At 58.6% G+C, this 24,052-nt stretch carries 23 protein-coding genes; 18 read left to right on the top strand and 5 right to left on the bottom strand.

Translation table 11 applies throughout. The features are described 5' to 3' along the window. The first annotated feature begins 17 nt into the window (after window positions 1–17). Entirely contained in the window at window positions 18–1,817 is a 1,800-nt protein-coding gene (gene kefC / locus ACIROW_RS16255) for a glutathione-regulated potassium-efflux system protein KefC (RefSeq protein WP_402277368.1), read from the top strand. Window positions 1,818–1,885: 68 nt separating this feature from the next. Here kefC and ACIROW_RS16260 read toward each other — a convergent pair whose 3' ends face one another. The 5 genes from ACIROW_RS16260 to ACIROW_RS16280 form a co-directional block, all read right to left on the bottom strand. After that, a complete protein-coding gene (locus ACIROW_RS16260) occupies window positions 1,886–3,373 on the bottom strand; it encodes a DegQ family serine endoprotease (RefSeq protein WP_402277370.1) in 1,488 nt (495 codons plus the stop codon). Between the two features lie 90 nt (window positions 3,374–3,463). Beyond that, entirely contained in the window at window positions 3,464–4,768 is a 1,305-nt protein-coding gene (locus ACIROW_RS16265) for a sensor histidine kinase (protein WP_402277372.1), read from the bottom strand. Further along, complete coding sequence (locus ACIROW_RS16270; protein ID WP_402277374.1) at window positions 4,765–5,421, bottom strand: response regulator; 657 nt, start codon at window positions 5,419–5,421, stop codon at window positions 4,765–4,767. Before ACIROW_RS16270 ends, ACIROW_RS16265 begins: the two co-directional genes overlap by 4 nt. Before the next feature lie 9 nt (window positions 5,422–5,430). Next, window positions 5,431–5,625: a DUF2905 domain-containing protein gene (locus ACIROW_RS16275; RefSeq protein WP_053200312.1), complete on the bottom strand. Its 195-nt coding sequence runs from the start codon at window positions 5,623–5,625 to the stop codon at window positions 5,431–5,433. A 13-nt stretch (window positions 5,626–5,638) separates the two neighbouring features. Then, window positions 5,639–6,784: a class I SAM-dependent methyltransferase gene (locus ACIROW_RS16280; protein ID WP_402277376.1), complete on the bottom strand. Its 1,146-nt coding sequence runs from the start codon at window positions 6,782–6,784 to the stop codon at window positions 5,639–5,641. Between the two features lie 73 nt (window positions 6,785–6,857). Between ACIROW_RS16280 and ACIROW_RS16285 the strand changes: the two genes are divergently transcribed. The 17 genes from ACIROW_RS16285 to ACIROW_RS16365 all read left to right on the top strand — a co-directional run bounded on the left by ACIROW_RS16285 (window position 6,858) and on the right by ACIROW_RS16365 (window position 24,050). Beyond that, window positions 6,858–7,649 (top strand): SDR family oxidoreductase, encoded by a 792-nt coding sequence (locus ACIROW_RS16285; protein WP_402277378.1) that lies wholly within the window; start codon window positions 6,858–6,860, stop codon window positions 7,647–7,649. Between the two features lie 39 nt (window positions 7,650–7,688). Further along, window positions 7,689–8,084, top strand: coding sequence for a dihydroneopterin aldolase (locus ACIROW_RS16290; protein ID WP_402277380.1), 396 nt, complete (start codon window positions 7,689–7,691; stop codon window positions 8,082–8,084). A gap of 35 nt (window positions 8,085–8,119) precedes the next feature. Then, a complete protein-coding gene (gene ttcA, locus ACIROW_RS16295; protein ID WP_402277382.1) occupies window positions 8,120–9,094 on the top strand; it encodes a tRNA 2-thiocytidine(32) synthetase TtcA in 975 nt (324 codons plus the stop codon). Window positions 9,095–9,443: 349 nt separating this feature from the next. Then, entirely contained in the window at window positions 9,444–10,523 is a 1,080-nt protein-coding gene (gene rfbG, locus ACIROW_RS16300) for a CDP-glucose 4,6-dehydratase (RefSeq protein WP_402277384.1), read from the top strand. Between the two features lie 32 nt (window positions 10,524–10,555). Continuing rightward, window positions 10,556–11,566: a UDP-glucose 4-epimerase GalE gene (gene galE / locus ACIROW_RS16305; protein WP_402277386.1), complete on the top strand. Its 1,011-nt coding sequence runs from the start codon at window positions 10,556–10,558 to the stop codon at window positions 11,564–11,566. 24 nt (window positions 11,567–11,590) lie between these two features. Beyond that, window positions 11,591–12,661: a dTDP-glucose 4,6-dehydratase gene (rfbB, locus tag ACIROW_RS16310; protein ID WP_402277388.1), complete on the top strand. Its 1,071-nt coding sequence runs from the start codon at window positions 11,591–11,593 to the stop codon at window positions 12,659–12,661. Between the two features lie 151 nt (window positions 12,662–12,812). Continuing rightward, a complete protein-coding gene (rfbC, locus tag ACIROW_RS16315; protein WP_402277390.1) occupies window positions 12,813–13,358 on the top strand; it encodes a dTDP-4-dehydrorhamnose 3,5-epimerase in 546 nt (181 codons plus the stop codon). A gap of 308 nt (window positions 13,359–13,666) precedes the next feature. After that, window positions 13,667–14,395, top strand: coding sequence for a glycosyltransferase family 25 protein (locus tag ACIROW_RS16320; protein WP_402277392.1), 729 nt, complete (start codon window positions 13,667–13,669; stop codon window positions 14,393–14,395). Between the two features lie 119 nt (window positions 14,396–14,514). Then, window positions 14,515–15,459: a dTDP-4-dehydrorhamnose reductase gene (rfbD, locus tag ACIROW_RS16325; protein ID WP_402277394.1), complete on the top strand. Its 945-nt coding sequence runs from the start codon at window positions 14,515–14,517 to the stop codon at window positions 15,457–15,459. A gap of 408 nt (window positions 15,460–15,867) precedes the next feature. Beyond that, the gene (locus tag ACIROW_RS16330) at window positions 15,868–17,109 is read left to right on the top strand and encodes a hypothetical protein (protein ID WP_402277396.1); all 1,242 of its coding nucleotides are present in this window, start codon (window positions 15,868–15,870) and stop codon (window positions 17,107–17,109) included. A gap of 235 nt (window positions 17,110–17,344) precedes the next feature. Continuing rightward, window positions 17,345–18,832, top strand: a complete 1,488-nt coding sequence (locus tag ACIROW_RS16335; protein ID WP_402277398.1) for a B12-binding domain-containing radical SAM protein — start codon at window positions 17,345–17,347, stop codon at window positions 18,830–18,832. A gap of 76 nt (window positions 18,833–18,908) precedes the next feature. Continuing rightward, window positions 18,909–19,907 (top strand): kinase, encoded by a 999-nt coding sequence (locus tag ACIROW_RS16340; protein WP_402277399.1) that lies wholly within the window; start codon window positions 18,909–18,911, stop codon window positions 19,905–19,907. Further along, window positions 19,907–20,848 carry a GDP-L-fucose synthase family protein gene (locus ACIROW_RS16345; protein ID WP_402277401.1) on the top strand — a complete coding sequence of 314 codons (942 nt, stop codon included), beginning with the start codon at window positions 19,907–19,909 and terminating at the stop codon, window positions 20,846–20,848. The genes ACIROW_RS16340 and ACIROW_RS16345 overlap by 1 nt, the downstream gene beginning before the upstream one ends. After that, a complete protein-coding gene (locus ACIROW_RS16350) occupies window positions 20,826–21,536 on the top strand; it encodes a thiamine pyrophosphate-dependent enzyme (RefSeq protein ID WP_402277403.1) in 711 nt (236 codons plus the stop codon). Before ACIROW_RS16345 ends, ACIROW_RS16350 begins: the two co-directional genes overlap by 23 nt. A gap of 9 nt (window positions 21,537–21,545) precedes the next feature. Further along, window positions 21,546–22,082, top strand: a complete 537-nt coding sequence (locus ACIROW_RS16355; RefSeq protein WP_402277405.1) for a hypothetical protein — start codon at window positions 21,546–21,548, stop codon at window positions 22,080–22,082. 86 nt (window positions 22,083–22,168) lie between these two features. Next, window positions 22,169–23,323: a DegT/DnrJ/EryC1/StrS family aminotransferase gene (locus tag ACIROW_RS16360; protein WP_402277407.1), complete on the top strand. Its 1,155-nt coding sequence runs from the start codon at window positions 22,169–22,171 to the stop codon at window positions 23,321–23,323. A gap of 1 nt (window position 23,324) precedes the next feature. Continuing rightward, a complete protein-coding gene (locus ACIROW_RS16365; RefSeq protein ID WP_402277409.1) occupies window positions 23,325–24,050 on the top strand; it encodes a nucleotidyltransferase family protein in 726 nt (241 codons plus the stop codon). Window positions 24,051–24,052: the final 2 nt, after the last annotated feature.

A 24,052-nucleotide genomic window follows, 5' to 3' on the forward strand; every position in this document is an offset into this window, starting at 1 on the left:
GGGACCACAAGAACACCATGGAACAAACTCTGCTGCATCCGCTGATTTACCTGCTGGCCGCGGTCGTCGCCGTACCCATCGCCAAGAAACTGGGCCTGGGCGCCGTGCTCGGCTACCTGCTGGCCGGCATCGCCATCGGTCCCTGGGGCCTGGGACTGATCAGCGAGGTCGAGGACATCCTGCACTTCTCCGAATTCGGCGTCGTGCTGCTGCTGTTCCTGATCGGCCTCGAGCTCGATCCGAAACGGCTGTGGTCGCTGCGCCGTCACATCTTCGGCTGGGGCAGCGCGCAAGTCGGACTGGTCAGCCTCGGCCTGTTCGGCGCGGCGCTGGCGGTCGGCATCGACTGGCGCGTGGCGCTGATCGGCGCGCTCGGCATGTCGCTCTCGTCCACCGCGATTGCGCTGGCGACGCTGGGCGAGCGCAAGCTGACGGCGACGCCGGCCGGCTCTGCGGGATTCGCCATCCTGCTGTTCCAGGACATCGCCGCGATCCCGATGATGGCGGCGGTTCCGCTACTGGGCGTAGCGGTGGCGCAAGGCAGCGGCCAGGGCTGGCTGCACACGCTGCAGGTGGTCGCCGTGATTGCGCTGCTGATCTTCGGCGGCCGCTACCTGATCCGCCCGATCCTGCGGATCATCGCCAAAACCGACATGCGCGAAATCTTCACTGCCTTCTCGCTGCTGCTCGTGATCGCAACTTGCCTGCTGATGCAATCGGTGGGCATGTCAATGGCGCTGGGCACCTTCCTCGCCGGCGTGCTGCTGGCCGATTCGGAATACCGCCACGCGCTCGAAAGCGACCTTGAGCCGTTCAAGGGATTGCTGCTCGGTCTGTTCTTCATCGCCGTCGGCATGTCGGTCGACTTCGGCATCTTCCTCGAACAGCCGTGGCTGATCCTCGGCATGGTGCTGAGCTTCCTGGTGATCAAGACTGCGGTGCTGTACGGACTGGCCAAATGCTTCCGCATCCCGCGCGACCAGCAGATCTTCTTTGCCTTCCTGCTGTCGCAAGGTGGCGAGTTCGCTTTCGTGGTGTTCGGCGCCGCAGCGACCGCGCAAGTGCTGACGCCGCGCATCTCGTCGATCCTGGTGGTGGTGGTGGCGCTGTCGATGGTGATCACCCCGCTGCTGCTACTGCTGCACGATCGCGTGATATTGCCACGCCTGCAGGCGCGCGGCAGGCAACCGGAGGATGACATCGAGCCACAGGACAATCCGGTGATCATCGCCGGCTTCGGCCGCTTCGGCCAGATCGTCGGCCGCCTGCTGCACGCCAACGGCATCGGGCTGACCATCCTCGACCACGATCCGGATCAGGTCGAATCGCTGCGCAAGTTCGGCTTCAAGGTGTTTTATGGCGACGCCACGCGCATCGACCTGCTGCGCACCGCCGGCGCCGACAAGGCGCGCCTGATCGTGATCGCCATCGACGATGCGCCGGCCAGCCTGAAGCTGGTGGAAGCCGTGCAACGCGCCTTCCCGCACCTGAAGATCGCCGCCCGCGCGCGCAACGTCACGCACCTGTACGACCTGATGGACCGCGGCGTCACGGTGCTTGAGCGCGAGACCTTCGAGAGCGCGCTGCAAATGGGCCGCCAGGTGCTGCGCCAGCTGGATTTCGGTTCATATCGCGCACACCGCGCCGCGATGAAATTCCGCGCCCACAACATCGAGACGCTGCACAAGCTCTATCCGCATTACAAGGATCAGCAGCAGATGGTGTCGATGGCGGTGCAGGCGCGCGAAGAACTGGAGGCCATGTTCGCCAGCGACAACGACGCCATCACCGACGGCGACAAGCATCGCTGGGATTGAATTTTCCTGCGCATGAAAAAAGGCCGGACGCTATTGCGATCCGGCCTTTTCTTATTACATCAATCGATTTAATTCAAATACACCGGCACGAAGATCTTGTCGTCGCCGCGCTCCACCAGCAGCGCTACGCTCTTGCCGGCCTTGCCCACCAGGCTGCGCAGTTGCTCCACGCTGGTCACCGCATTGCCGTTCAAGGACAGGATCACGTCGCCGCTCTGGATGCCCGCCACCGCCGCCGGACCGTTGACGTCTTCCACCAGCAGCCCGCCATGCACGCCGATCTGCTGCTGTTCGTTCTTGTCCAGCGGACGCACTGCCAGCCCCAGCCGACCCTGCGGCTCGTTGCGGCTGGCCACTGCTTCCTTGGTCGGCTTCAGCTCGCCGACCGTGATGGTGAGCGACTTGAGCGCACCGTTGCGCATCACGTCGATCTTCTGCGTGGTGCCGGGCGCGGTGTCGGCCACCAGCGTCGGCAAGTCCACCGAGTGATCGATGGCCTGGCCGTTGAAGCGCAGGATCACGTCACCCGGCTGCACGCCCGCCTTCTCGGCCGGACTGGCCTTCTCGACCGAACTGACCAGCGCGCCTTCCGACTTCTTCAGGCCGAAGGATTCCGCCAGCGCCTGATTGACTTCCTGCACCGACACGCCGAGACGGCCGCGCGTCACCTTGCCGTGCTGGACCAGTTGCTGTTCGACCTTCATCGCGACATCGATCGGGATCGAGAACGACAGGCCCTGATAGCCGCCGGTCTGGCTGTAGATCTGCGAGTTGATGCCAACCACCTGGCCTTTCAGGTTGAACAGCGGGCCGCCCGAATTGCCGGGATTGACGGCGACGTCGGTCTGGATGAACGGCACGTAATTGTCGTCCGGCAGGGCGCGCGACTTGGCGCTGACAATGCCGGCCGTGGCGGTGTTGTCGAAGCCGTAGGGCGAGCCGATCGCCAGCACCGGCTCGCCGACCTTCATCAGCGCCGGATTGCCGATCTGCACGGTCGGCAGATCCTTGGCAGCGATACGGATCACGGCGATATCGCTCTGCTTGTCGGCGCCCAGCACCTTGGCCTTGAACTCGCGGCGGTCGGTCAGCTTGACGGTGACTTCCTGGGCGCCGTCGACGACGTGGGCATTGGTCAGGATCAGGCCATCCGGGCTGATGATGAAGCCCGAGCCGAGGCCGCGCATGATTTGCGGCGTGCGTGGCTGTTGCTGGAATTGCGGGCCGAAGCGCTTGAAGAATTCAGAAAACGGATCGTTGGGATCGGCGTCGTCGGAAGCATCGTCGGATACCCGTTTCGCCTTGCCGGTGACGCTGATGTTGACCACCGCCGGGCCGGCGCGCTCGACGATGCCGGAGAAATCGGTCGGCGTCGCCAATCCGGATACGGCAGTGGAAGCGCCAGCGGTAGCAGCCACAGCAGCCACCGGCGCCGGCAGGATCGCGGCCTGCGCCGCTGGCAGTTCAGCGCCGCGGAAGTACACGTAGCTGCCGCCGACGACGGCGGCCAGTGCGATGGCGAGCGTATTGCGAACGAAAACGGTACGGCGATTCATGGTGCACTCCTTGCGAAAGAGGTGGTTTCTCCACCCGATGGAATGCAGCGTAAGTCGCGAAAATTAAGACAGACTTAAGGAAACAAACTGTTACACCTTGGCTTTGGCGAAACGGGCCTCGGCACGCAAGCCCGTGCCGGTATTCTCCAGACGGACAAGCGCACCATGCAAATCGGCGATCTGGCGCACGATGGCCAGGCCGAGGCCGCTGCCCGGTTGCGACGGCAGTACGTTGGCAGCGCGGTGGAAGCGATCGAACACGCGCTCCAGATCCTGTTCGGGAATGCCAGGGCCGCGATCTTCCACGGTGACCACCAACCCATCGCCGTCGGTCCGCATGGCGACATCAACGGCGCTGTCGGACGGGCTGTACTGCAGCGCGTTCGACAACAAGTTGCCGAACAGGATGCGCAAGGCGTCGGTATTGGCATTGACTGCGCCAGCCACCTGCGCGGTCATGCCGAGATCGATGCCCTTGTGTTCAGCCAGCGGCGCGTAGTCCTGCACCACGCTACGCAGCAGCGGCGCCAGCTCCAGCGGCGCCATTTCCTGCACGCCCGGCTCCTGGCGCGCCAGCGTCAGCAACTGATGCACCAGATGCGTGGCGCGCTCGAGACCGTGACGCAGATCGTTGAACGCAGCGCGACGCTCTTCGTCGTCGCCGGCGCGCTCGGCCAGTTGTGCCTGCAAACGCAAGGCCGTCAGCGGCGTGCGCAATTCATGCGCAGCGTCGGCGACGAAAGCGCGCTGCGTCTGCATGGCCTGGCGCAGACGTTCGAGCAGATCATTGAAAGCATGTGTCAGCGGCCGGATTTCCTGCGGCAGGCCGTGGTCGGCCACCGGCGCCAACGTATGCATGTCGCGCGACTGGACGTCGGCGGCGGCGCGCCGCACCGGCGCCAGCGCATGGCCGACCGCGATCCAGATCAGCGCGCCGAGGAAAGGAAACAGCAACAGCAAGGGCATCACCGTCTTCACCGCCGCCTGCGCCGCCACCTGCTTGCGTGCGCTCTGCGGCTGCGACACCTGCGCCACGGTATTGCCGATCTGTGCGCTGTAGACCCGCCACATGCCGCCCGGTCCGGGGACGTCGGCGAAACCGAGTTCGGCCTGCTGCGGCATGACGCTGCGCGAGTGCGAGTGGTAGATCACGGTGCCGGTGCTGTCCCAGATCTGCATCATGATTTCGTCATCGAGGCCGGGCGCATCCTGGCCCGGTGCGATCGGCGCAAAGGCCTGCCGCGGCAACGAAGCGGCGATCTGGCGCATCTGATAATCGAAGATTTCATTGGCCTCGCCGCGCGCCTGGAAATACAGCGCGATGCCGGCCAGCAGGATGCCCGCGCTCAAGCCGAGTGCCAGCCACAGCAATAATTGTCTTCTGATGGAATTCATTTGGGCACCAGGTAGCCGATTCCGCGCACGTTCTTGATGAAGTCGCTGCCGAGCTTCTTGCGCAAGGCGTGGATGTGAACTTCGATCGCGTTGCTGTCGACGCTGTCGTCCCAGCCGTAGAGTTTTTCTTCCAGCTGGGCGCGCGACAGCACCACGCCCGGACGATCCAGGAAAGCCTGCAACAAGGTGAATTCGCGCGCAGATAACGTCACCGGCCGGCCTTGCAGCAAGACTTCGCGCGTGGCCGGATTCAGGCTGACGTCGCGCACATGGATGAGGGTGTCGGCGCGGCCCGCCTGGCGGCGCAGCAAGGCGCGCATGCGGGCCGAGAGTTCTTCGAGGTCGTAAGGTTTGATCAGGTAGTCATCGGCGCCGGCATCCAGCCCGGCCACGCGATCAGCGACGGCGTCGCGCGCAGTCGCGATCAACACCGGCACCTTGTTGCCGGCCGCGCGCAATTCCTGCAGCACGGCCAGGCCGTTCTTTTGCGGCAGCCCGAGGTCGAGCAGCACCAGCGCGTAATCTTCCTGGCGCAATGCCAGCGCCGCCGCAGCGCCGTCCTGCACCCAGTCAACAGCGAAACCGTCCTGGCGCAAACCCTTGCGCGCCGCTTCACCCACCATCAGATCGTCTTCGACCAGCAGGATGCGCATGGCGGTCTCCTACAGGAAGCGCGCCAGCAAGAACACCACCGCCGAAATCAGGATGGTCGATGCAAACGGCAGCGAAAACACGCGACCGAACAATTTGAAGCGCAAGTCGCCCGGAAGGCGGCCGATACCAAGCTTTTCCAGCCATGGCAACAAGCTGGAAAACACGATCACGGCGATGAAGATGACGACGACCCAACGAATCATATGAACTTTCAGGTTAAAGGCGGTGGGTGCGGTCGTGCGCCAGTAAACGCTCGGGCCAGTCGACGTTCTTGCCCACGGCAAGCACCTTGAACAACTCGCCCATTTCAGCCGGCGAAATCAGCTTTTGCACGGCATTGGACTGCGGCAGGTATTGTGCGCTTTGTTCCGGCGACGTGCGCAGCAACAGTTCGCCGATGCCGGCGCTGAGCAGGAATCCCGCCTGGCTGGCGTAGCCCAGCACGTCCAGGCCGCCTTCGATCGCCGCACGCGCCATTGCCGTGAAGTCGACGTGGGCGGTGACATCCTGCAAGCCCGGCAAGTAAAACGGATCGGCGTGCGCATGGTGGCGGTAGTGGCACATCAGCGTGCCCTGGGCACGTCCGGGGAAATAGTACTCCGCCGCCGGGAAGCCGTAATCGATCAGCAGCGCCGCAGCATTCCCGTGCTGCAACATTGTCGCCAGCGATTGCATGAACGCGGCGCCGATGGGGTGGACTTCGCTCAGGTAACCGACCGGCAGCGCGTCGCCGTCGGGGATCTGCGCCGCCAGAGCGGCGTCGCCGGCGCGGTCGGCGAACGTGAAGGCGCCCGCATCATCGAGCGCCACACCGCGCTCCAGCCATCCCTGCTCGCTACGCACCACCAGTTGCACGGGCATGGCGTCGAGCACCTCGTTGCCGATCACCACGCCGGAAAAGGTCGGCGGCAGGCTGTCCAGCCATTGCACCTGCGGGAAGTCGCGCAGCTTTTCCTGTTGCCGCGCGCGCAGCTGCGACGAGATTTCAACGATGTAATAGTGCTCCGGCAACCTGCCGGCGGCGCGCAGCTCGCTCAGGATATCGAAGGCCAGTTTGCCGGTGCCGGCACCGAACTCCATGATGGCGGCGCCGGTCTGCGGAAACAATTCTGTCGCCAAATGCGCCAAAGTAGCGCCGAAAAGCGGCGAAATTTCCGGTGCGGTTGTAAAATCACCGTCTTTGCCCAATTTGGCCGCACCGCCGCTGTAATAGCCCAGCGCGGGTGCATACAGCACCAGCTCCATATAGCGTGCAAACGAAATCCAGCCGCCATTGCGCCGGATATCGTCGGCGATCAGGAGCTGGAGAGAGCGGGAAGCGGCAAGCGCGTCGGCGGAAGGTTCGGGTAGTTGCAGTTGCATGATGGGGCGTATTGTATTTGAATCCGCCCCTGCCTTCGCAATTGGCTCCTGTCGCCATGCAGCGCTGCGCCCCATGGGCATCCACCACGAAATGAACATCATGATTCCGTCCCGACAACAAGTTGCCCTCGTCACCGGCGCCGCCAAACGTATCGGCCGCTCGATTGCGCTCGCGCTGGCGCGCGACGGCTGGGACATTGCCGTGCATTACGGCAAATCGGCAGCCGAGGCGCAGGCGCTGGTGGCGGAAATCGCTGCGCTGGGCCGCCGCGCCATCGCGCTGCAATGCGAACTGGCCGACGAAGCCGGCGTGCGCACGCTGGTGCGCCAGGCCGGCCGGCTCGGCCCGGTGGCCTGCGTGGTCAACAACGCCTCGCTATTTCGCGAAGACCGCGCCGAAAGTTTTTCGATGGATTCACTGGACGCCCACATGCGCGCCAACGTCGGCGCCCCCGTGCTGCTGGCGCAAGCCCTGTATGACGCCACGCCCGCAGGCCGCCAGGCCGTGGTGATCAACCTGCTCGACCAGAAGCTGTACAATCCCAATCCCGATTTCCTGTCTTACACGCTGTCCAAGGCCGCGCTGCAAAGCGCCACCACCTTGCTGGCGCAGGCGCTGGCGCCGCGCGTGCGGGTGGTCGGCGTGGCGCCGGGCATCACCCTGGTCTCGGCCGACCAGAGCGAGGCCGGGTTCCAGAAGGCCCATCGCGTGACGCCGCTGGGCAAGAGCAGCACGCCGGACGATGTCGCCGCCGCAGTCTGTTTCGTCGCCACCGCGCAGGCGATCACTGGCACGACGATCCTGGTCGACGGCGGCCAGCACCTGGTGCCGCTGCAACGCGACGTGATGTTCCTCGCCAAATAGGCGTTTCGTTTTTATTCATTTATCTCTTGTCTGGATTCCATGTTTTCTCTTTCTCATCCCGAACTGAACGATTGCCGCCGCTTGTTCCTGCGCAACTATGAAGTGCTGATCAACATCGGCGTGCACGAATTCGAGAAGAAGGGCGAGCAGCGCATCCTGATCAACGTCGACCTGTTCATCCCGCTGGCCATGTCGACCCCGGAACACGACCAGTTGCAGGAAGTGGTCGACTATGACTTCATCCGCAGCACCATCGCCAAGCGCATGGCGCAGGGCCACATCCATTTGCAGGAAACCTTGTGCGACGACGTGGTCAAGGCCATGCTGGCGCATCCAAAAGTGCGCGCCGTGCGCGTCTCCACCGAAAAACCGGACGTCTATCCCGATTGTGATTCCGTCGGCGTGGAAGTCTTCCGCGTCAAAGAAGTGCTCTGAAAAGCGCTCTGAACCCTCTATTTGCAGGACCCAAGATGAACGATCTGCTCGAACACGCCAAACTCGCCGCCAGCGCCGCTGCCGCCACCACCGACCTTGCCGAGGCCACGACTTCGGTCAAGCAGGCGGAAAAAATCGCCTACGAGAACAACAAGCTGCACAAGCGCCTGTGCCGCCTGACCGGGCAGGCCATCGGCGACTACAACATGATCGAGGACGGCGACAAGGTCATGGTTTGCCTGTCCGGCGGCAAGGACAGTTACGCACTGCTCGACATCCTGCTGACGTTGCGCGAGCGCGCGCCGATCCACTTCGACATCATCGCGGTGAACCTGGACCAGAAGCAGCCGAACTTTCCGGCCGACATCCTGCCTGCCTATCTGGAAAAACTGGGCGTGGCGTACCACATCGAAAACCAGGACACCTACAGCATCGTCAAGCGCGTGGTCCCGGAAGGCAAAACCACCTGTGCGCTGTGTTCGCGTTTGCGCCGCGGCATCCTGTACCGCGTTGCAACAGAACTGGGCGCCACAAAAATTGCCTTAGGGCATCATCGCGACGACATCCTTGAGACCTTTTTCCTGAACATGTTCTTCGGCGGCAAACTCAAGGGCATGCCGCCCAAGCTGCAGTCCGACGACGGCAAGCAGATCGTCATCCGTCCGCTCGCGTATGTGAAGGAAGCCGATCTCACGCGTTACGCCGAGGTCAAGGAATTCCCGATCATTCCGTGCGACCTGTGCGGCAGCCAGGAAAACCTGCAACGCAAGCAGATCAAAGGCCTCATGCGCGAATGGGAAAAGAAATACCCGGGACGCGTCGACAACATCTTTGCCTCATTCTCGACGGTCGCCCCGTCGCATCTGATGGACCGCAACCTGTTCGACTTCGCCAACCTCAAGGCCACCGGCGAAGCCGACGCCAACGGCGACATCGCGTTCGATGAAGATCCGTGCTCGACCGGCGCACCTGCCGGGCAGAATGTGATCTCCCTCCATCTCGGCGATTAACTTGCAAAGTAAATATCGGTTAAGCATAACGACGCACTTTGCGCGCCGTTATGCGTAAAAAATTATTTACAAACCGCATATTTGCACGGATTGGATGCCAAATACCCTCCTGATCATCGCTTGAAGCCGTTGCCCCCCATGATTTAATTTGACCGTCATCTGCGTAATTTCCAATACTCTCGGGCAATTCGCAGAAGGGCCACAATATCAATCAAATCAAGAAAGTCGCGACAGCCGCAGGGGGCCTCAGAAAGGAAGTTGGTGATCAACCCTTCCGCCACCGTGATGGAACCACCATCCGCACCTCTGCCCATGCCGACACTGCTTATTTCGTGCATGAGGAAGTTTGATGGCAGCACAATTCTGGCGCGACAAGCGCGTATTCATCACCGGCCATACCGGCTTCAAGGGTAGCTGGCTGACCTTGTGGTTGCACCGTTGGGGCGCCAAGGTCTACGGCTATTCGTTGCCCGCGCCGACCAATCCGAGCCTGTTCCATCTGGCGCGTCTCCAGAATTGCGTCCAGACCACCACCGGCGACGTGCGTGACCTCAAGCATCTGAGCGACACCATGGCCGCGGTGCAGCCGGACGTGGTGTTTCACCTGGCGGCGCAACCGCTGGTGCGCGACTCCTACAACACGCCGATCGACACTTTCGCCGTCAACGTGATGGGCACCGCCCACGTGCTGGAGGCAGTGCGCCATACGCCGAGCGTGCGCTCGGTGATCGTGGTGACCAGCGACAAATGCTATGAAAACCGCGAATGGCTGTGGGGCTACCGCGAAGACGACCCGATGGGCGGCCACGATCCGTACAGCAGCAGCAAAGGCGCGGCGGAACTGGTGACCTCGGCGTATCGCCGTTCCTACTTCCAGCAGGGCGGCGACACCCAAGCGGGGATCGCCACCGTGCGCGCCGGCAACGTCATCGGCGGCGGCGATTTCGCCAACGATCGCCTGATCCCGGACTTCATCCGCGCACTGGAAAAGGAAGAAGCCGTCAGCATTCGCAATCCGCACGCGATCCGTCCGTGGCAATTCGTGCTGGAGCCCTTGTCGGGTTACCTGCAAGTGGCGCAAAAACTGTATGAGTCGGGCCAGCAATTCGCCGAGGGCTGGAACTTCGGTCCGGCTGATACCGATCTGCAAACAGTCAGCCAGCTCTGCGCGACGTTCAACCATTCGCTGCAAAAGAACGAAGTGCCGCCGGTCGAAGTGCGCCTCGAAAGCCAGGCCGGCGCACCGCACGAAGCAGCGTTTCTGCGTCTCGACATTTCCAAGGCACGCCAGCGGCTGGACTGGATCCCGAAGATGGAACTGTATACCGCGCTGGAATTGACGGCGCAATGGTATGGCGGTTACATCAACAACGAGGACTTGCGCACACTGAGCGAAAGCCAGATTGAGTTCTACCAGAATCTGACATAATTCTCGGCTATACAAATCATGTCGGAATTCAGATGAATATTCTCGTCACAGGCGGTGCAGGCTATATTGGTTCCCACACTTGCGTGGAATTGCTCAAGGCAGGACATCAGGTCGTCGTTTTCGATAATTTTTGCAACAGCTTTCCCGAATCGGTGCGGCGTGTCGAAAAAATTACCGGTAAACCGCTGGCCCTGGTGGAGGGAGACATTCGCGACCGCGGGGCTTTGGAAAAGGCATTGCGCGGCCATCAATGTGACGCAGTCATTCATTTTGCAGGTCTGAAAGCAGTCGGCGAATCCGTTGCCAAACCCCTGGAGTACTACGACAACAACGTCGTCGGCACTGTCCGCCTCCTTGAAGCGATGCAAGCGGCAAACGTCAAAACCCTGGTGTTCAGCTCCTCTGCAACCGTCTACGGTGACCCGCAATATCTCCCGCTGACCGAATCACATCCGCTGTCGGCCAGCAATCCCTATGGTCGCAGCAAGATCATGATCGAGGACATGCTGCGAGATTTTTACATTGCGCATCCCGACTGGCGCATCGCCTTGCTGCGCTACTTCAATCCGGTCGGCGCACATGAAAGCGGTCTGATCGGCGAAGATCCGCAAGGCATTCCCAACAATCTGATGCCGTTCGTGGCCCAGGTCGCCATCGGGAAACTCGACAAACTCAATATCTGGGGCGGCGACTACGATACGCCGGACGGCACCGGCGTGCGCGACTTCATCCATGTCGTCGATCTGGCCGTCGGCCATCTCAACGCGCTTGAGTATCTTGAAAAGCCGCAATGCTTTGCCGTCAACCTCGGCACAGGCATCGGCTACAGCGTATTGGACGTCGTCAAGGCATTCGAACGGGCTTGCGGCAAAAACCTGCCGTTTCAGATTGCGGCGCGCCGGCCGGGCGACATCGCATCGTGCTACGCCGACACGGCGCTCGCGAAATCTGCCCTCGGCTGGGAAGCGACGCGCTCGCTGGACACCATGTGTGCCGACAGCTGGCGCTGGCAGCAGGGAAATCCGAACGGCTTTCGAATCTAAGCACTGAGAACACTGAGACAGATCATGATTTTCGTCACGGGCGGCGCCGGCTTCATCGGCAGCAATTTCATCCTCGACTATCTGTCGCGCAATGATGAGCACGTGCTCAACATCGACAAGCTGACCTATGCCGGTAATCCGTACAACCTGAGCAGCCTGGACGACGATCCGCGCTATCACTTCGTGCAGGCCGACATCGCCGATCGTGCCACGATCGACGCCTTGTTTGAACAACACCAGCCGCGCGCGATGTTGCATTTCGCCGCAGAAAGCCACGTCGACCGCTCCATCCACAGTCCCGGCGAGTTCATTCACACCAACGTCAACGGCACGTTCACCTTGCTGGAAGCGGCACGGGCATACTGGTCTGCGCTTCCTGCGGGCATCAAGGAAGATTTCCGCTTCCTGCACGTCTCCACCGATGAAGTGTACGGAACGCTAGGCCCGGACGACGCGCCGTTCAGCGAGACCACGCCGTATGCGCCAAACAGCCCCTACTCTGCGTCCAAGGCGGCATCCGACCATCTGGTGCGCGCCTACCATCACACCTACGGCCTGCCGACGCTGACCACCAATTGCTCCAACAATTACGGCCCCTATCATTTCCCCGAAAAACTGATTCCGCTGGTCATCCTCAACGCGCTCGACGGCAAGCCGCTGCCAATCTATGGCGATGGCCAGCAGATACGCGACTGGCTGTTCGTCGGCGACCATTGCACCGCGATCCGCGAAGTGCTGGCGCGCGGCGTGCCGGGCGAAACCTACAACATCGGCGGCTGGAACGAGAAAGCCAACCTCGACGTCGTCCATACGCTGTGCGACATCCTCGATGAACTCCGGCCCAAGGTCGCAGGCAGCTATCGCGACCAGATCACCTTCGTGCAGGACCGCCCCGGCCACGATCGCCGCTACGCTATCGACGCCCGCAAACTCGAGCGCGAACTCGAATGGAAGCCGGCCGACACCTTCGAAACCGGCATCGCCAAAACCGTGCGCTGGTACCTCGACAATCCGCAATGGGTCGCCAACGTGTGCTCGGGCGGCTATCTGAAATGGGTGGAGCCGCGTTACGGCGCCAAAGAGTTGAATGCATGAGCACCAGTCATCCGATAATGCTGAAACGCAAGGACGTCATTCTCACAGCCTCAACACATCCAATCCTTGGTGAAACGGTTGGGCAACAGTCCGCAATCACGACTCAATATCAGCCAAACCGTGTGATCTTCTACTCGCAAACTCCCAGGACATGAACATTATTCATACCAACCTCCCTGAGGTTATGATTTTCGAGCCGACCGTGTTCGGAGATGCGCGAGGTTTTTTCTTCGAGAGTTTCAATACCCGCCGCTTTGCCGAATTAACCGGCATTACGGTCAACTTCGTCCAGGACAACCACTCGCGCTCGGTACACAACGTCCTGCGTGGTTTGCACTATCAGATCCGACATCCGCAAGGCAAGCTGATACGCGTCATTGCCGGCGAGGTGCTCGACATCGCCGTCGATATCCGCAAGAAATCACCAACTTTCGGACAGTGGGCTGGAACGGTGCTGTCGGCCGAAAACAAACGCCAGATGTGGATTCCGCCTGGTTTCGCGCATGGCTTTCTGGTACGCAGCGAGTATGCGGAATGCCTCTACAAAACCACCGACTACTGGATGCCTGAGCATGAACGCTGCATCCTGTGGAGCGACCCTGCGATTGACATTGACTGGGGCATTACATCCGCGCCGCTACTGTCATCCAAAGATGACGAGGGCAAGTTGCTGGCCGATGCCGATGTCTTCGGATGAAACGCGCTCATCGGGAAAAGCTGCCGGCTTTCCAGTCTTGCCTGGGCAGCGTTGAAAAAATGCTGCGCTCCCCCGACATGTCGTCCTCATGGGCTCCCGACGGGCCTTGCGAATCAACAAACTGAAGTCTAAAAAACGGCCTGCTCTTCGCTTGCTCCGCCCGGCTTTATCAATAAAATTGCTTAAAAGACAAGTTTCTCGCTCACTCCGTTTGACTGTATTGGTGCACTTTTCCCTTACACGCAATTCGTTGCGCTGAATCTCAGGGAAAACGCATCGATCTTGAATATCGAGAGGGGTATTGAGCGATGGCTTCCGTTTTTATCATCAGTTTAGATAATGCAGTTGCTCGCAGGAGCAGTTTTTCGGCGCACAACCGCCATCTGGATTACGAATTCATCAGCGCCTTCAGAGGCGAGTCGGTGGCGCCGGAGGTCCTGTCCGATCCCAATCTTTTTGCGTCCAATCTGTCATATACCAAAGGGGCGTATGGTTGTGCACTGTCTCATCTGGCGGTCTGGTTTGCCGCAATGGACAACAATGAAATCGTGACGGTCGCAGAAGACGATGCGATATTCCGGTACGATTTTCAGTCCATACACCAGCAGGTGCTGAACAATCTTCCGGATGACTGGGACATCGTGATGTGGGGCTGGAATTTCGATTCCATCCTGTCGTTGAATTCCATGCCTGGTATCTCCCCGACTGTTCTTTTTTTCGATCAATTCCAACTGCGAAATAACATTTACGGATTTCAGGCAGCGACTCAGCAGCCGAACCCGCTGCCTCTCGATAAATGTTTCGGCACGCCTGCCTACAGCATCAGTCCCAAAGGAGCGAAGAAATTCATACAAGGCTGCTTTCCCTTGCAACATTTTCTCCTGTATTTTCAGGGTCTGAACAAAGAACTACCCAATAACGGCATCGACATAGCGATGAACAGAATATATGCTTCGACGAATTCATTCGCCTGCTTCCCTCCTCTCGTGATCACAAAGAACGAACATGAAATTTCCAGCGTTCAGACCAACAGATGATATTAAGAGCATGCCATGATCAGCCTGAATTCCACCATCGACTGCGACAGCCAATCCGTGCCACGGCTACCTGCCGAGAACGTCAACGGAAAATCGCCGGCCGACGCCGGAGCTTTCCGATGAAAATCCTGCTGACCGGACAAACCGGCCAGATCGGCCATGAACTAGCCCAAAGCTTGCAAGGATTGGGCGAAATCATCTCAGTCTCCCGTCAACAGATGAATCTGGCAGACCTGGACCAGATACGCGACGTCATCCGTACAACGCGCCCCAATCTGATCGTCAATCCCGCGGCCTATACCACCGTCGACAAGGCAGAAAGCGAACCCGAGCTGGCCAAGCGCATCAACGCCGAAGCGCCCGGCGTCATCGCAGCTGAAGCACAGCGCCTCGGCGCACCACTGGTTCACTATTCGACTGATTATGTATTCGACGGCAAACAAGACTTGCCCTACGAAGAGACCGCACAAACACACCCAATCAATGTCTACGGACGCAGCAAACGCGCCGGCGAGGAAGCCATTGCACGTCATTGCGAAGCCTACTGGATCCTGCGCACGAGCTGGGTCTATGGCGCAGGCGGCGGCAACTTCCTGAAAACAGTGATCCGCTTGGCGCAGGAGCAGGAAAAACTCATCATGGTCGACGACCAGTTCGGTGCGCCGACCTGGTCGAAAACCATTAGCGACGTGACGCGCCGCCTGCTGCTGAATGGGCAAGCAGCCGCCGGCACGCGGGTCGACCCCGATCATCTGCGCCGCACCAGCGGCATCTATCACATCACCGCCGCCGGCGAGACGTCTTGGCATGGCTATGCGTCTTTTATCGTGGACCGGCTGCGCGCCATGAATGTGCCGGTCAAGATCTGCGGCAGCGACATGATCGCACCGGTGCCGTCGAGCACCTATCCGACGTTGGCACATCGGCCCAGGAATTCACGGTTGTCGGGACGTAAATTAACGTCCACATTCGGCGTTACGATGCCGGCATGGCAAACCGATGTCGCCACCTTCCTTGAGGAGCTTGTTAGCGAATACGGCTTGCCGAACAAGCCATCGAAATGATTGCACAACGCAAAGAGATCGCAAGATGCCGTCACACGAAATGATCGCGCATGTGCAGATACAAGCGAGAATGTCCCGCTGGTCGGGATGCGATGAATTGTTTCATTTGACGGACGGTGATGAAAACGACGCTCGATTCGTCCACGACTCTGCCTGGCAGCCACACATAGAAGAATGTCGCATGCTCCGTCAAAGTGGCAGGGGGGGGCGACGCACTATCATCACGGTCGATTCTTTCGAATTGCATCATGGTAGTATTCCGCAAAAGACGTACCGTATTGCAGTGCAGTCCGATCGATTGATCCAGCGGGTGCGCATGTTCTCCGAGCCGCCCCCGTCAAATGAAGCGCAAGCAGGATTTCCTTCCACATTAGGGGCACCACTTTTCATGACCACGAATACATTGCCATGACTCAATCTTCCGTTTCGTTGGGACTGCCCTGGAAGCTGCCATATTATCGACCACTCAATGGCTTTCATCCGTTAGTAGAATCATTCATCAAAAACAATCCGTCTTCCAAAATCCACGTCGTCAACCGAGCACTCAATCCTGACGACTCAATTGCTGCCTCCACCGTTTTCAGGCTATCGGAGCAAACGCGATCCCTCAATCCCGAACAGGCGCTGAATTACGTCAACCATCTGAACATATTCGATCAGCTATGTATCGAAGCGCAATCTGAACAATTCGAAATGCTGTTCCAACATACGGCGCCAATGTATTGCGGCGCCAAACCCTGGATCTTTCATTTCGAAAGCCTACCTAGTATTTTCATGCCGTTTATAAGGACGGGGAAAACGTCCGGCATCACATTGCGCGACAAAGATTACTTCAAAAAAATCAAAGCTGAATTCGCCTCTGATCAGTGCCTCGCCATTTTTACGCACATCGCAGAAAGCCGAGCAATCTTCGAGCGCGTGTTCGATACGCCCCGCATCACCGACAAGCTTCACTACATTCCGCTTGGCATCGACATCATCGCCCCGGAAAAGGCACTCGATAAATTTCAGTCGCCTAAGGCCTTGCGCATCCTTTTTACCAATTCTCTGCACCAGGATCCCACATCGTTTTATATCCGAGGCGGGCATCACTTGTTGAAGGCATTCCGGCTCATCAGGCGCGATCATCCTCAAGTGGAATTAACCATCTTGTCCTCCGTACCGCAGGATATCGAAAAATGGTTTACTGCCGATGATCTGGTTGGCGTCACCTGGATACAAGACCGCGTTGATGATCTGACTCTGGAGAATTTATACCTGACGCATCATATCTTCGCACTGCCGACGGCCGGCCTGCACTCTTTCAGCATTCTTCGCGCCTTGGCAAGCGGCTGCATCCCGCTGATATCCGATGCACCCGGTTATGAAGAATACGCACACAATCTTCCGGACTCCATCCTGAGAATTCACGGCGTGCGCGAACAGGTCTATCACGATCATGCGGAAGGATGGCTACAGGACAATTATCTGCCGTTTATCGAAGCCCCTTCGGCCCACTACATTACCCAGATTCATCAGCAAATATTGCAAAACAGCAATTTTGACCTGCTGCGCGTAATGGCGATGCGTAATTTGCTGCACTGCAAAATGTCTCTCGCGCCGACGGCATCCCACAACGCGTTCAATAAAATGTTGGAAACGTTGAGTTGAACGCCTATGCCCGATCGTCAAAATTGCAGCTCACAGCGATAATTGCAGAAAGTAAGTGGTTATTTCCCCTGTAATCAACACTATTCATGACAGTGAGTGTCGGTACACTTCGGTCCATATATAGAACTCCATCTCTGATTGATCGAAGCAGCATGCACACATGTGCTTTGTTCAGGCGCTCCGCCTCCCAGATGGACCAATCGTTGAAATGGTAATGTCTCAAGGAGTCGGACCTGTGGCTGCAGCTAAGCAAATCGATGTCGTGTTGGTCAATCCGGGCAGCAGGCAGGCCGTATATCAGGAACTGGGCAACGAATTCTCCGCAATCGAACCGCCGTCATTGGCCGGCCTGATTGCGACCTATCTCATCCGCAAAGGTCTGAGCACGGCAATCGTCGATGCTCCGGCCAACAACCTGAGTCCGCAAGGCGCGGCGCAATTCATTGCTGACAATTACGCGCCGACATTGGTGGTGATGGTGGTGTATGGCTTCCAGCCGTCCGCATCGACGCAAAACATGCCGGCCGCGGGCGAAACCAGCGCCGCTCTGAAAGCATTGTTGCCGGACTGCAAAATAATGATGACCGGCACGCATCCCGCCGCGCTGCCCGAGCGTACGCTGCGCGAAGAAAAAATCGACTTCGTCTGCGACCGCGAAGGTCCGGAAACCATATTGGGCACGGTGCAGGCCTTGCAAGCTGGAGGCACTTCATTTTCAGGCATTCCAAGTCTCTGGTATCGCCGCAGCGGCATCATCATGTCCAATCCTGCCGGCGAACTGATGGAAGACCTCGACGGCGAAATGCCGGGCGTTGCCTGGGACTTGCTGCCGATGGACAAGTACCGTGCGCATAACTGGCATTGCTTCGATCATATCTTCGATCGCCAGCCTTACGTGTCAATGCACACCAGCCTCGGCTGCCCCTACAAGTGTTCGTTCTGCTGCATCAATGCGCCGTTCGGCAAACCGTCCTATCGCATGTGGTCGCCGGATTCGGTCATCAAGGAAATCGATATCCTTGTGACCAAATATGGCGTCAAGAACATCAAGTTTGTTGATGAAATGTTCGTGCTCAATCCCCGTCACGTGCTGGGCATCTGCGATCACATCATTGAGCGCGGCTATGACCTCAACATCTGGGCCTATGCCCGCGTCGACACGGTCAAGGATGCTTTCCTCGAGAAATTGCAGCGCGCCGGTTTCCGCTGGCTGGCGCTCGGTATCGAGTCGGGCAGCAAGATGGTGCGCGACGGCGTCGAAAAAGGACGTTTCGGCTCAATCGACATTATCCAGACCGTACGCAAGATTCAGGATGCCGGCATCAATGTCATCGGCAATTACATCTTCGGCTTGCCTGATGACACGCATGAATCCATGCAGGAGACACTGGAACTGGCACTCGAAGCCAATTGCGAATTCGCCAATTTTTATTGCGCGATGGCCTATCCCGGTTCCAAGCTGTACACCATGGCCTTGGAAAAACAATGGCCTTTGCCAGAAACCTGGATCGGCTATTCACAGCACAGCTACGAATGCCTGCCGCTGAGAACCGAGACACTCACAGCGGCCGAAGTACTGAAATTCCGTGACGAGGCATTCAATCGCTACTTCTCGGATCCGAAGTACCTTGAATTGGTGCAGAAAAAATTCGGCTCAGATGTCGTGGCACATTTACGCGACATGACAAAAATAAAACTGAAACGAAAAATTCTAGGCGACTGAATCAGCTATCGATCCCGCGGTATGCGAGCTCAGGGCCGACATGCGCCCCATCCGCACTACATAGAGTTGGCCCAATATGATCATTACACGCACCCCATTTCGCATGTCGTTCTTTGGCGGCGGCACGGACTATCCCGCCTGGTACGCCGAGCATGGGGGTGCCGTCCTGGCAACCAGCATCAACAAATATTGCTACATCACTTGTCGCTATCTGCCGCCGTTCTTCGAGCACAAGCATCGGATCGTGCATTCGCTGATTGAGAACGTTCAACGTATCGACGAAATCAAGCATCCGGCTGTCCGTGCAATCCTCGGCTGGGCCGGTTGTGAACGCGGCTTGGAAATTCATCACGATGGCGATCTGCCGGCGCGTTCCGGCCTCGGCTCCAGTTCGTCGTTCACGGTCGGAATGGTGCACGCGCTGGCCACCATGGAGGGGCGCTACGCGTCGAAGGAAGCATTGGCCAAAGACGCCATCCATATCGAACAACACGTCATTGGCGAGAACGTCGGCTCGCAAGATCAGGTTTCCGCTGCCTATGGCGGCTTCAACCGCATCGACTTCCACCGCAACGGCAGCTTCAGCACGGCGCCGGTGATATTGCGCCCGGAACGGCTGGCCGACTTCCAGAATCATTTGATGCTGTTCTTCACCGGATTTTCACGCATTGCTTCCGAAGTCGCAAAATCGCAAATCGAAAATTTCTCGAAACGCGAAAATCAGCTCAAACGTATGCGAGAAATGGTGGAGGAAGCCATTCTGACGCTGCAGGATGAACGCCTGCCGATCACTGAAATCGGCAAACTGATGCATGAAGGATGGCTGTGCAAACGCAGCCTGTCCGATAAGGTATCTACAGAGGCGATCGATTTCCTCTATGAAGAAGCGCTGCGGGCAGGCGCCAGCGGCGGCAAGATCATGGGCGCCGGCGGTGGCGGCTTCCTGTTGCTGGTCGTCAAACCAGAACTTCAGGCGCAAGTTCGCGAACGCCTCAGCCACCTGATCCATGTGCCATTTCAGTTCGAAGACTCCGGCAGCAAGGTCGTCCTTTACCAACCGAATGGATTGTCCTGATGAGCTTGCCGCCTAAAGACGCAAAGATTTTTGTTGCCGGCCATGCCGGCCTGATCGGCTCAGCGCTGGTGCGCTGCCTGAACAAAGCGGGCTATACCAACCTCGTCATCCGCAGCCGGCAACAACTGGAACTGCAAAATGCCGATCAGGTCACCGCATTTTTCGAAGCGGAAAAGCCGCAGTACGTGCTGCTGGCCGCCGGTCGCGTAGGCGGCATTCTCGAAAACCAGACCTTGCCGGCGGATTTCATCAATGAAAACCTGGCGATCGCCCTCAATGTCCTGCGCGCCGCGCACCAGGCCGATGTCAAGCGCCTGATCCTGTTCGGCTCGTCCTGCATGTATCCCAAGGAAACCGCGCAACCGATGCCGGAAGAAGCATTGCTGAGCGGTCATCCCGAACCGACCAGCCTGCCCTATGCGATCGCCAAGCTGGCGGGGGTGCATCTCTGCCTGGCCTACAATCGTCAATATGGCGAACAACGATTCATTCCGGTCATTCCGAATAGCGCCTACGGTCCCAACGACAATTTCGATCCCAAATCAGGCCATGTCTTGTCCGCGCTGATGGCGCGATTCCATCAGGCCAAACTGGACGGCGCCGATACTGTGACCTTATGGGGCAGTGGTACGCCACGGCGCGAGTTCATCCATGCTGACGATATCGCTGCTGCCTGCCTGATGCTGTTGCGAAACGACTTGCCGCAACTGTCGTTGCCGTTGAACCTCGGCTCGGGCGCCGATATTTCCATTCGTGAACTCGCCGAAACCATGAAACGTGTCGTGGGTTATGAAGGCGAATTGGATTGGGACAGCACTAAACCCGACGGTGCGCTACGCAAGCTGCTGGACAGTTCGCGCTTGCGCCAGTTAGGCTGGCAGTCTCAGATAAGTTTTGAAGATGGCTTGCGTGATACCTATGATTGGTATCGGCAGCAATGACCGGGGACAAGCACATGACCAAATTTCCCGCTGCAACGACTATTCCAACCGACGTCCGGAACGACGTCCCTCAACATGTGGTGAAACCATGACAAAAGATGAGCTGATCGCATTTGAAGATGAGATTGCGGCCACATTCAACGCCGGCAAGATCCGAGCCCCGGTGCATCTGTATTCGGGCAACGAAGAACAGATCATCGCGGCGTTCAAGAACATTCGCCCGCAGGATTGGATTTTCTGCTCCTGGCGCTCGCACTATCAATGTCTGCTCAAAGGCGTGCCGCCCGAGCAGGTGCGTGACGAAATCCTCGCCGGCCGCTCCATTTCGCTGTGCTTCCCCGAGCAGCGCATTTACTCCTCGGCGATCGTCGGCGGGGTGTTACCAATTGCAGTGGGCGCCGCCATGGCGATCCAGCGCAGCGGCGAAGATGCGCGCGTGTACTGCTTCATGGGCGAGATGACTTCCGAAACCGGCATCGCCCACGAGTCGATCAAGTACAGCCGCAATCACAAACTGCCTATCCATTTCATCGTAGAAGACAACGAAAAATCAGTCTGTACCGATACCCGTGAAGCCTGGAATCAGCCTCAGCTGACCTACGAAAATGCCAACGATGAATACGTTTCCTATTACCGTTATCAAACAAAGTACCCACATGCCGGCGCCGGCATGCGCGTACAGTTCTGAGGATCTGCGATGAAATATTTCGACGAACTGAAGCGTTCAATGGATTTCCTGGCGCAGGATCCACGTACCGTGTTCATGGGCCAGGCTGTAGCCGTCGCCGGCACGGCGATGACCAACACCTTGAAGGATGTGCCGCGCGAACGCCTGCTGGAATTACCCGTTGCTGAAGAAATGCAGATGGGCATGACCACCGGCATGGCACTTGCCGGCATGGTGCCGGTCAGCATTTTCCCGCGCTGGAATTTTCTGTTGTGCGGCATGAGCCAGTTGATCAATCACCTGGACAAGATCGATGTCATGTCCACCGGTGGTTACAAAGCCAAGGCCATCGTCCGTACCGGCATCGGCTCGCAACGGCCGCTCCATCCTCAGCACCAGCATATCGGCGACTATACCGAGGCGCTGCGTTCCATGTGCACCACGATTGAAATCATTCGCCTGGAGGAGCCGGAGGATGTGTTCCCCGCCTACGAGCGTGCGCTGCTTCGTGATGACGGCCGCAGTACCATCATCGTGGAATACGGTGATTATTACGGCGAAAAATAAGCAACGCGACTGACTCCATGAACAGCCATGGATAGCCACAGCGTACCGAGAACAAACCTGGACAAAGCACCATGAAATTCCCGTTGATGAGAAACAATATCCTGCGTGAGGACCTGGACGCAGTCATCGCCCATTTGCAACAAGATGACCCCATCCTGACGCACGGCGCCAACGTACGCGCATTCGAAAGCGAATGGTCTGAATGGCTGGGCGTGAAATACAGCGTCTTCGTCAACTCCGGCGCCTCGGCGAACTTGCTGAGCATGGCCATCCTCAAGCTGCGCCATCCGGAAGGCGGCGAAGTGCTGGTGCCGCCGCTGACCTGGATTTCGGATATCGCCACAGTTTTACAAAACGGTTTCACACCGGTATTCGTCGATATCTGCCCGCGCAGTCTGGCAATGGATCCTCAACAAATACTGAGCAAGATCACTGAGCGCACGCGCGCGGTATTCCTCACGCATGTACAGGGCTTCGACGGCCTGACCGACGAACTGCTGGCTGAACTGGAACGCCGCAATATTCCGTTGATCGAAGACGTCTGCGAGTCACATGGCGCCACCCACAACGGCAAGCGTCTGGGCAGCTTCGGCTGGATGTCGAATTTCTCGTTCTATTACGCCCATCACATGAGCACGATCGAAGGCGGCATGGTCTGCACCAACGATCCCGAGGTGTATCAGCAAGCACGCATGCTGCGCTCGCATGGCATGGTCCGCGAATCCAACGACGACAACGTCAAGCGCACATACCGCGAGGACAATCCCGAGCTGAATCCGGATTTCATCTTTGCCTATCCTGCCTACAATCTTCGCAATACCGAAATCGGCGGCATCATGGGCCGCAGCCAGCTCAAACGCCTGGATGCCAACGTGCAACGCCGGACCGACAACCTTCTGCGTTTCCTGAGGCAGATTGACAGCAGCCGCTATCGTACTGACTTCAAACTTGAAGGTTCCAGCAACTATGCCTTCAACCTGATTCTCAAGGAAGCTGACGATGAGCTGGTCGAACGCCTGATGACCGCCATGCGCGCAGCCGGCATCGAGTTCCGACGCGGCAGCGCCGGCGGTGGAAACCAGGTGCGACAGCCTTATCTGAAAGGCATCGTACCGGCGAATCATCATCTGGACTTCCCGGAAACCGAGCACGTTCATTTCTACGGCTTCTACATCGGCAATTTCCCTGATCTGAAAGACGCCGAGGTCGATGAACTGTGCCGCTTGCTGAATGCGGTCTGACATGGCCGTCCGGTCCGCAATCATTCTTGCCGGTGGTCTGGGTACGCGGCTGCGCAGCGCCGTGCCTGATCTGCCCAAGCCAATGGCGCCGATTGAGGGAAGGCCCTTTCTCGAGTACCAGCTGGATTACTGGATAGCACAAGGCATCCGGCACTTTGTGCTCGCGGTGGGATATCGCCATGAGGCGATCAGCGGGCATTTCGGCAACGCCTATGGTGGCGCCGCGCTCGACTATGTTGTCGAAGCAAGCCCGTTGGGTACCGGTGGCGGCGTCTTGCTGGCGCTCGATAAGATAGCGCCGGAACAGCCCTTTTTGCTGCTCAATGGTGATACGTATTTTTCGGTGCGCCTGGACCGGCTCGACGAATTTGCTCGCAGTCACGACAGCGACTGGTGTTTTTCCCTGTTCCGCACGGCCGAGACGAGCCGTTACCTGGGCATGGACATTGCGGCATCAGGGCGCATCACCGGGCTTAAATCGAGCCAGGATGGCGCCGAATGCCTGGCCAACGGTGGCGTCTACTGGATCCATCCGCGCGCTCTGCACGCATTGTGCGCCGCCGATGACAAACTGGCTCCCGGCGCCGCAGCATCGTTGGAGAACGACCTTTTCCCGCGCGCTTTCGATACCGGCCAGCGCATGTACGGCCTCGAATTTCCCGGCAGCTTCATCGATATCGGCATCCCTGGCGATTATCATCGCGCCGGGTCCGTGCTCAATGCCTAGCA

The organism is Herbaspirillum sp. NPDC101397 (assembly GCF_044767325.1).
GTDB lineage: Bacteria > Pseudomonadota > Gammaproteobacteria > Burkholderiales > Burkholderiaceae_D > Herbaspirillum.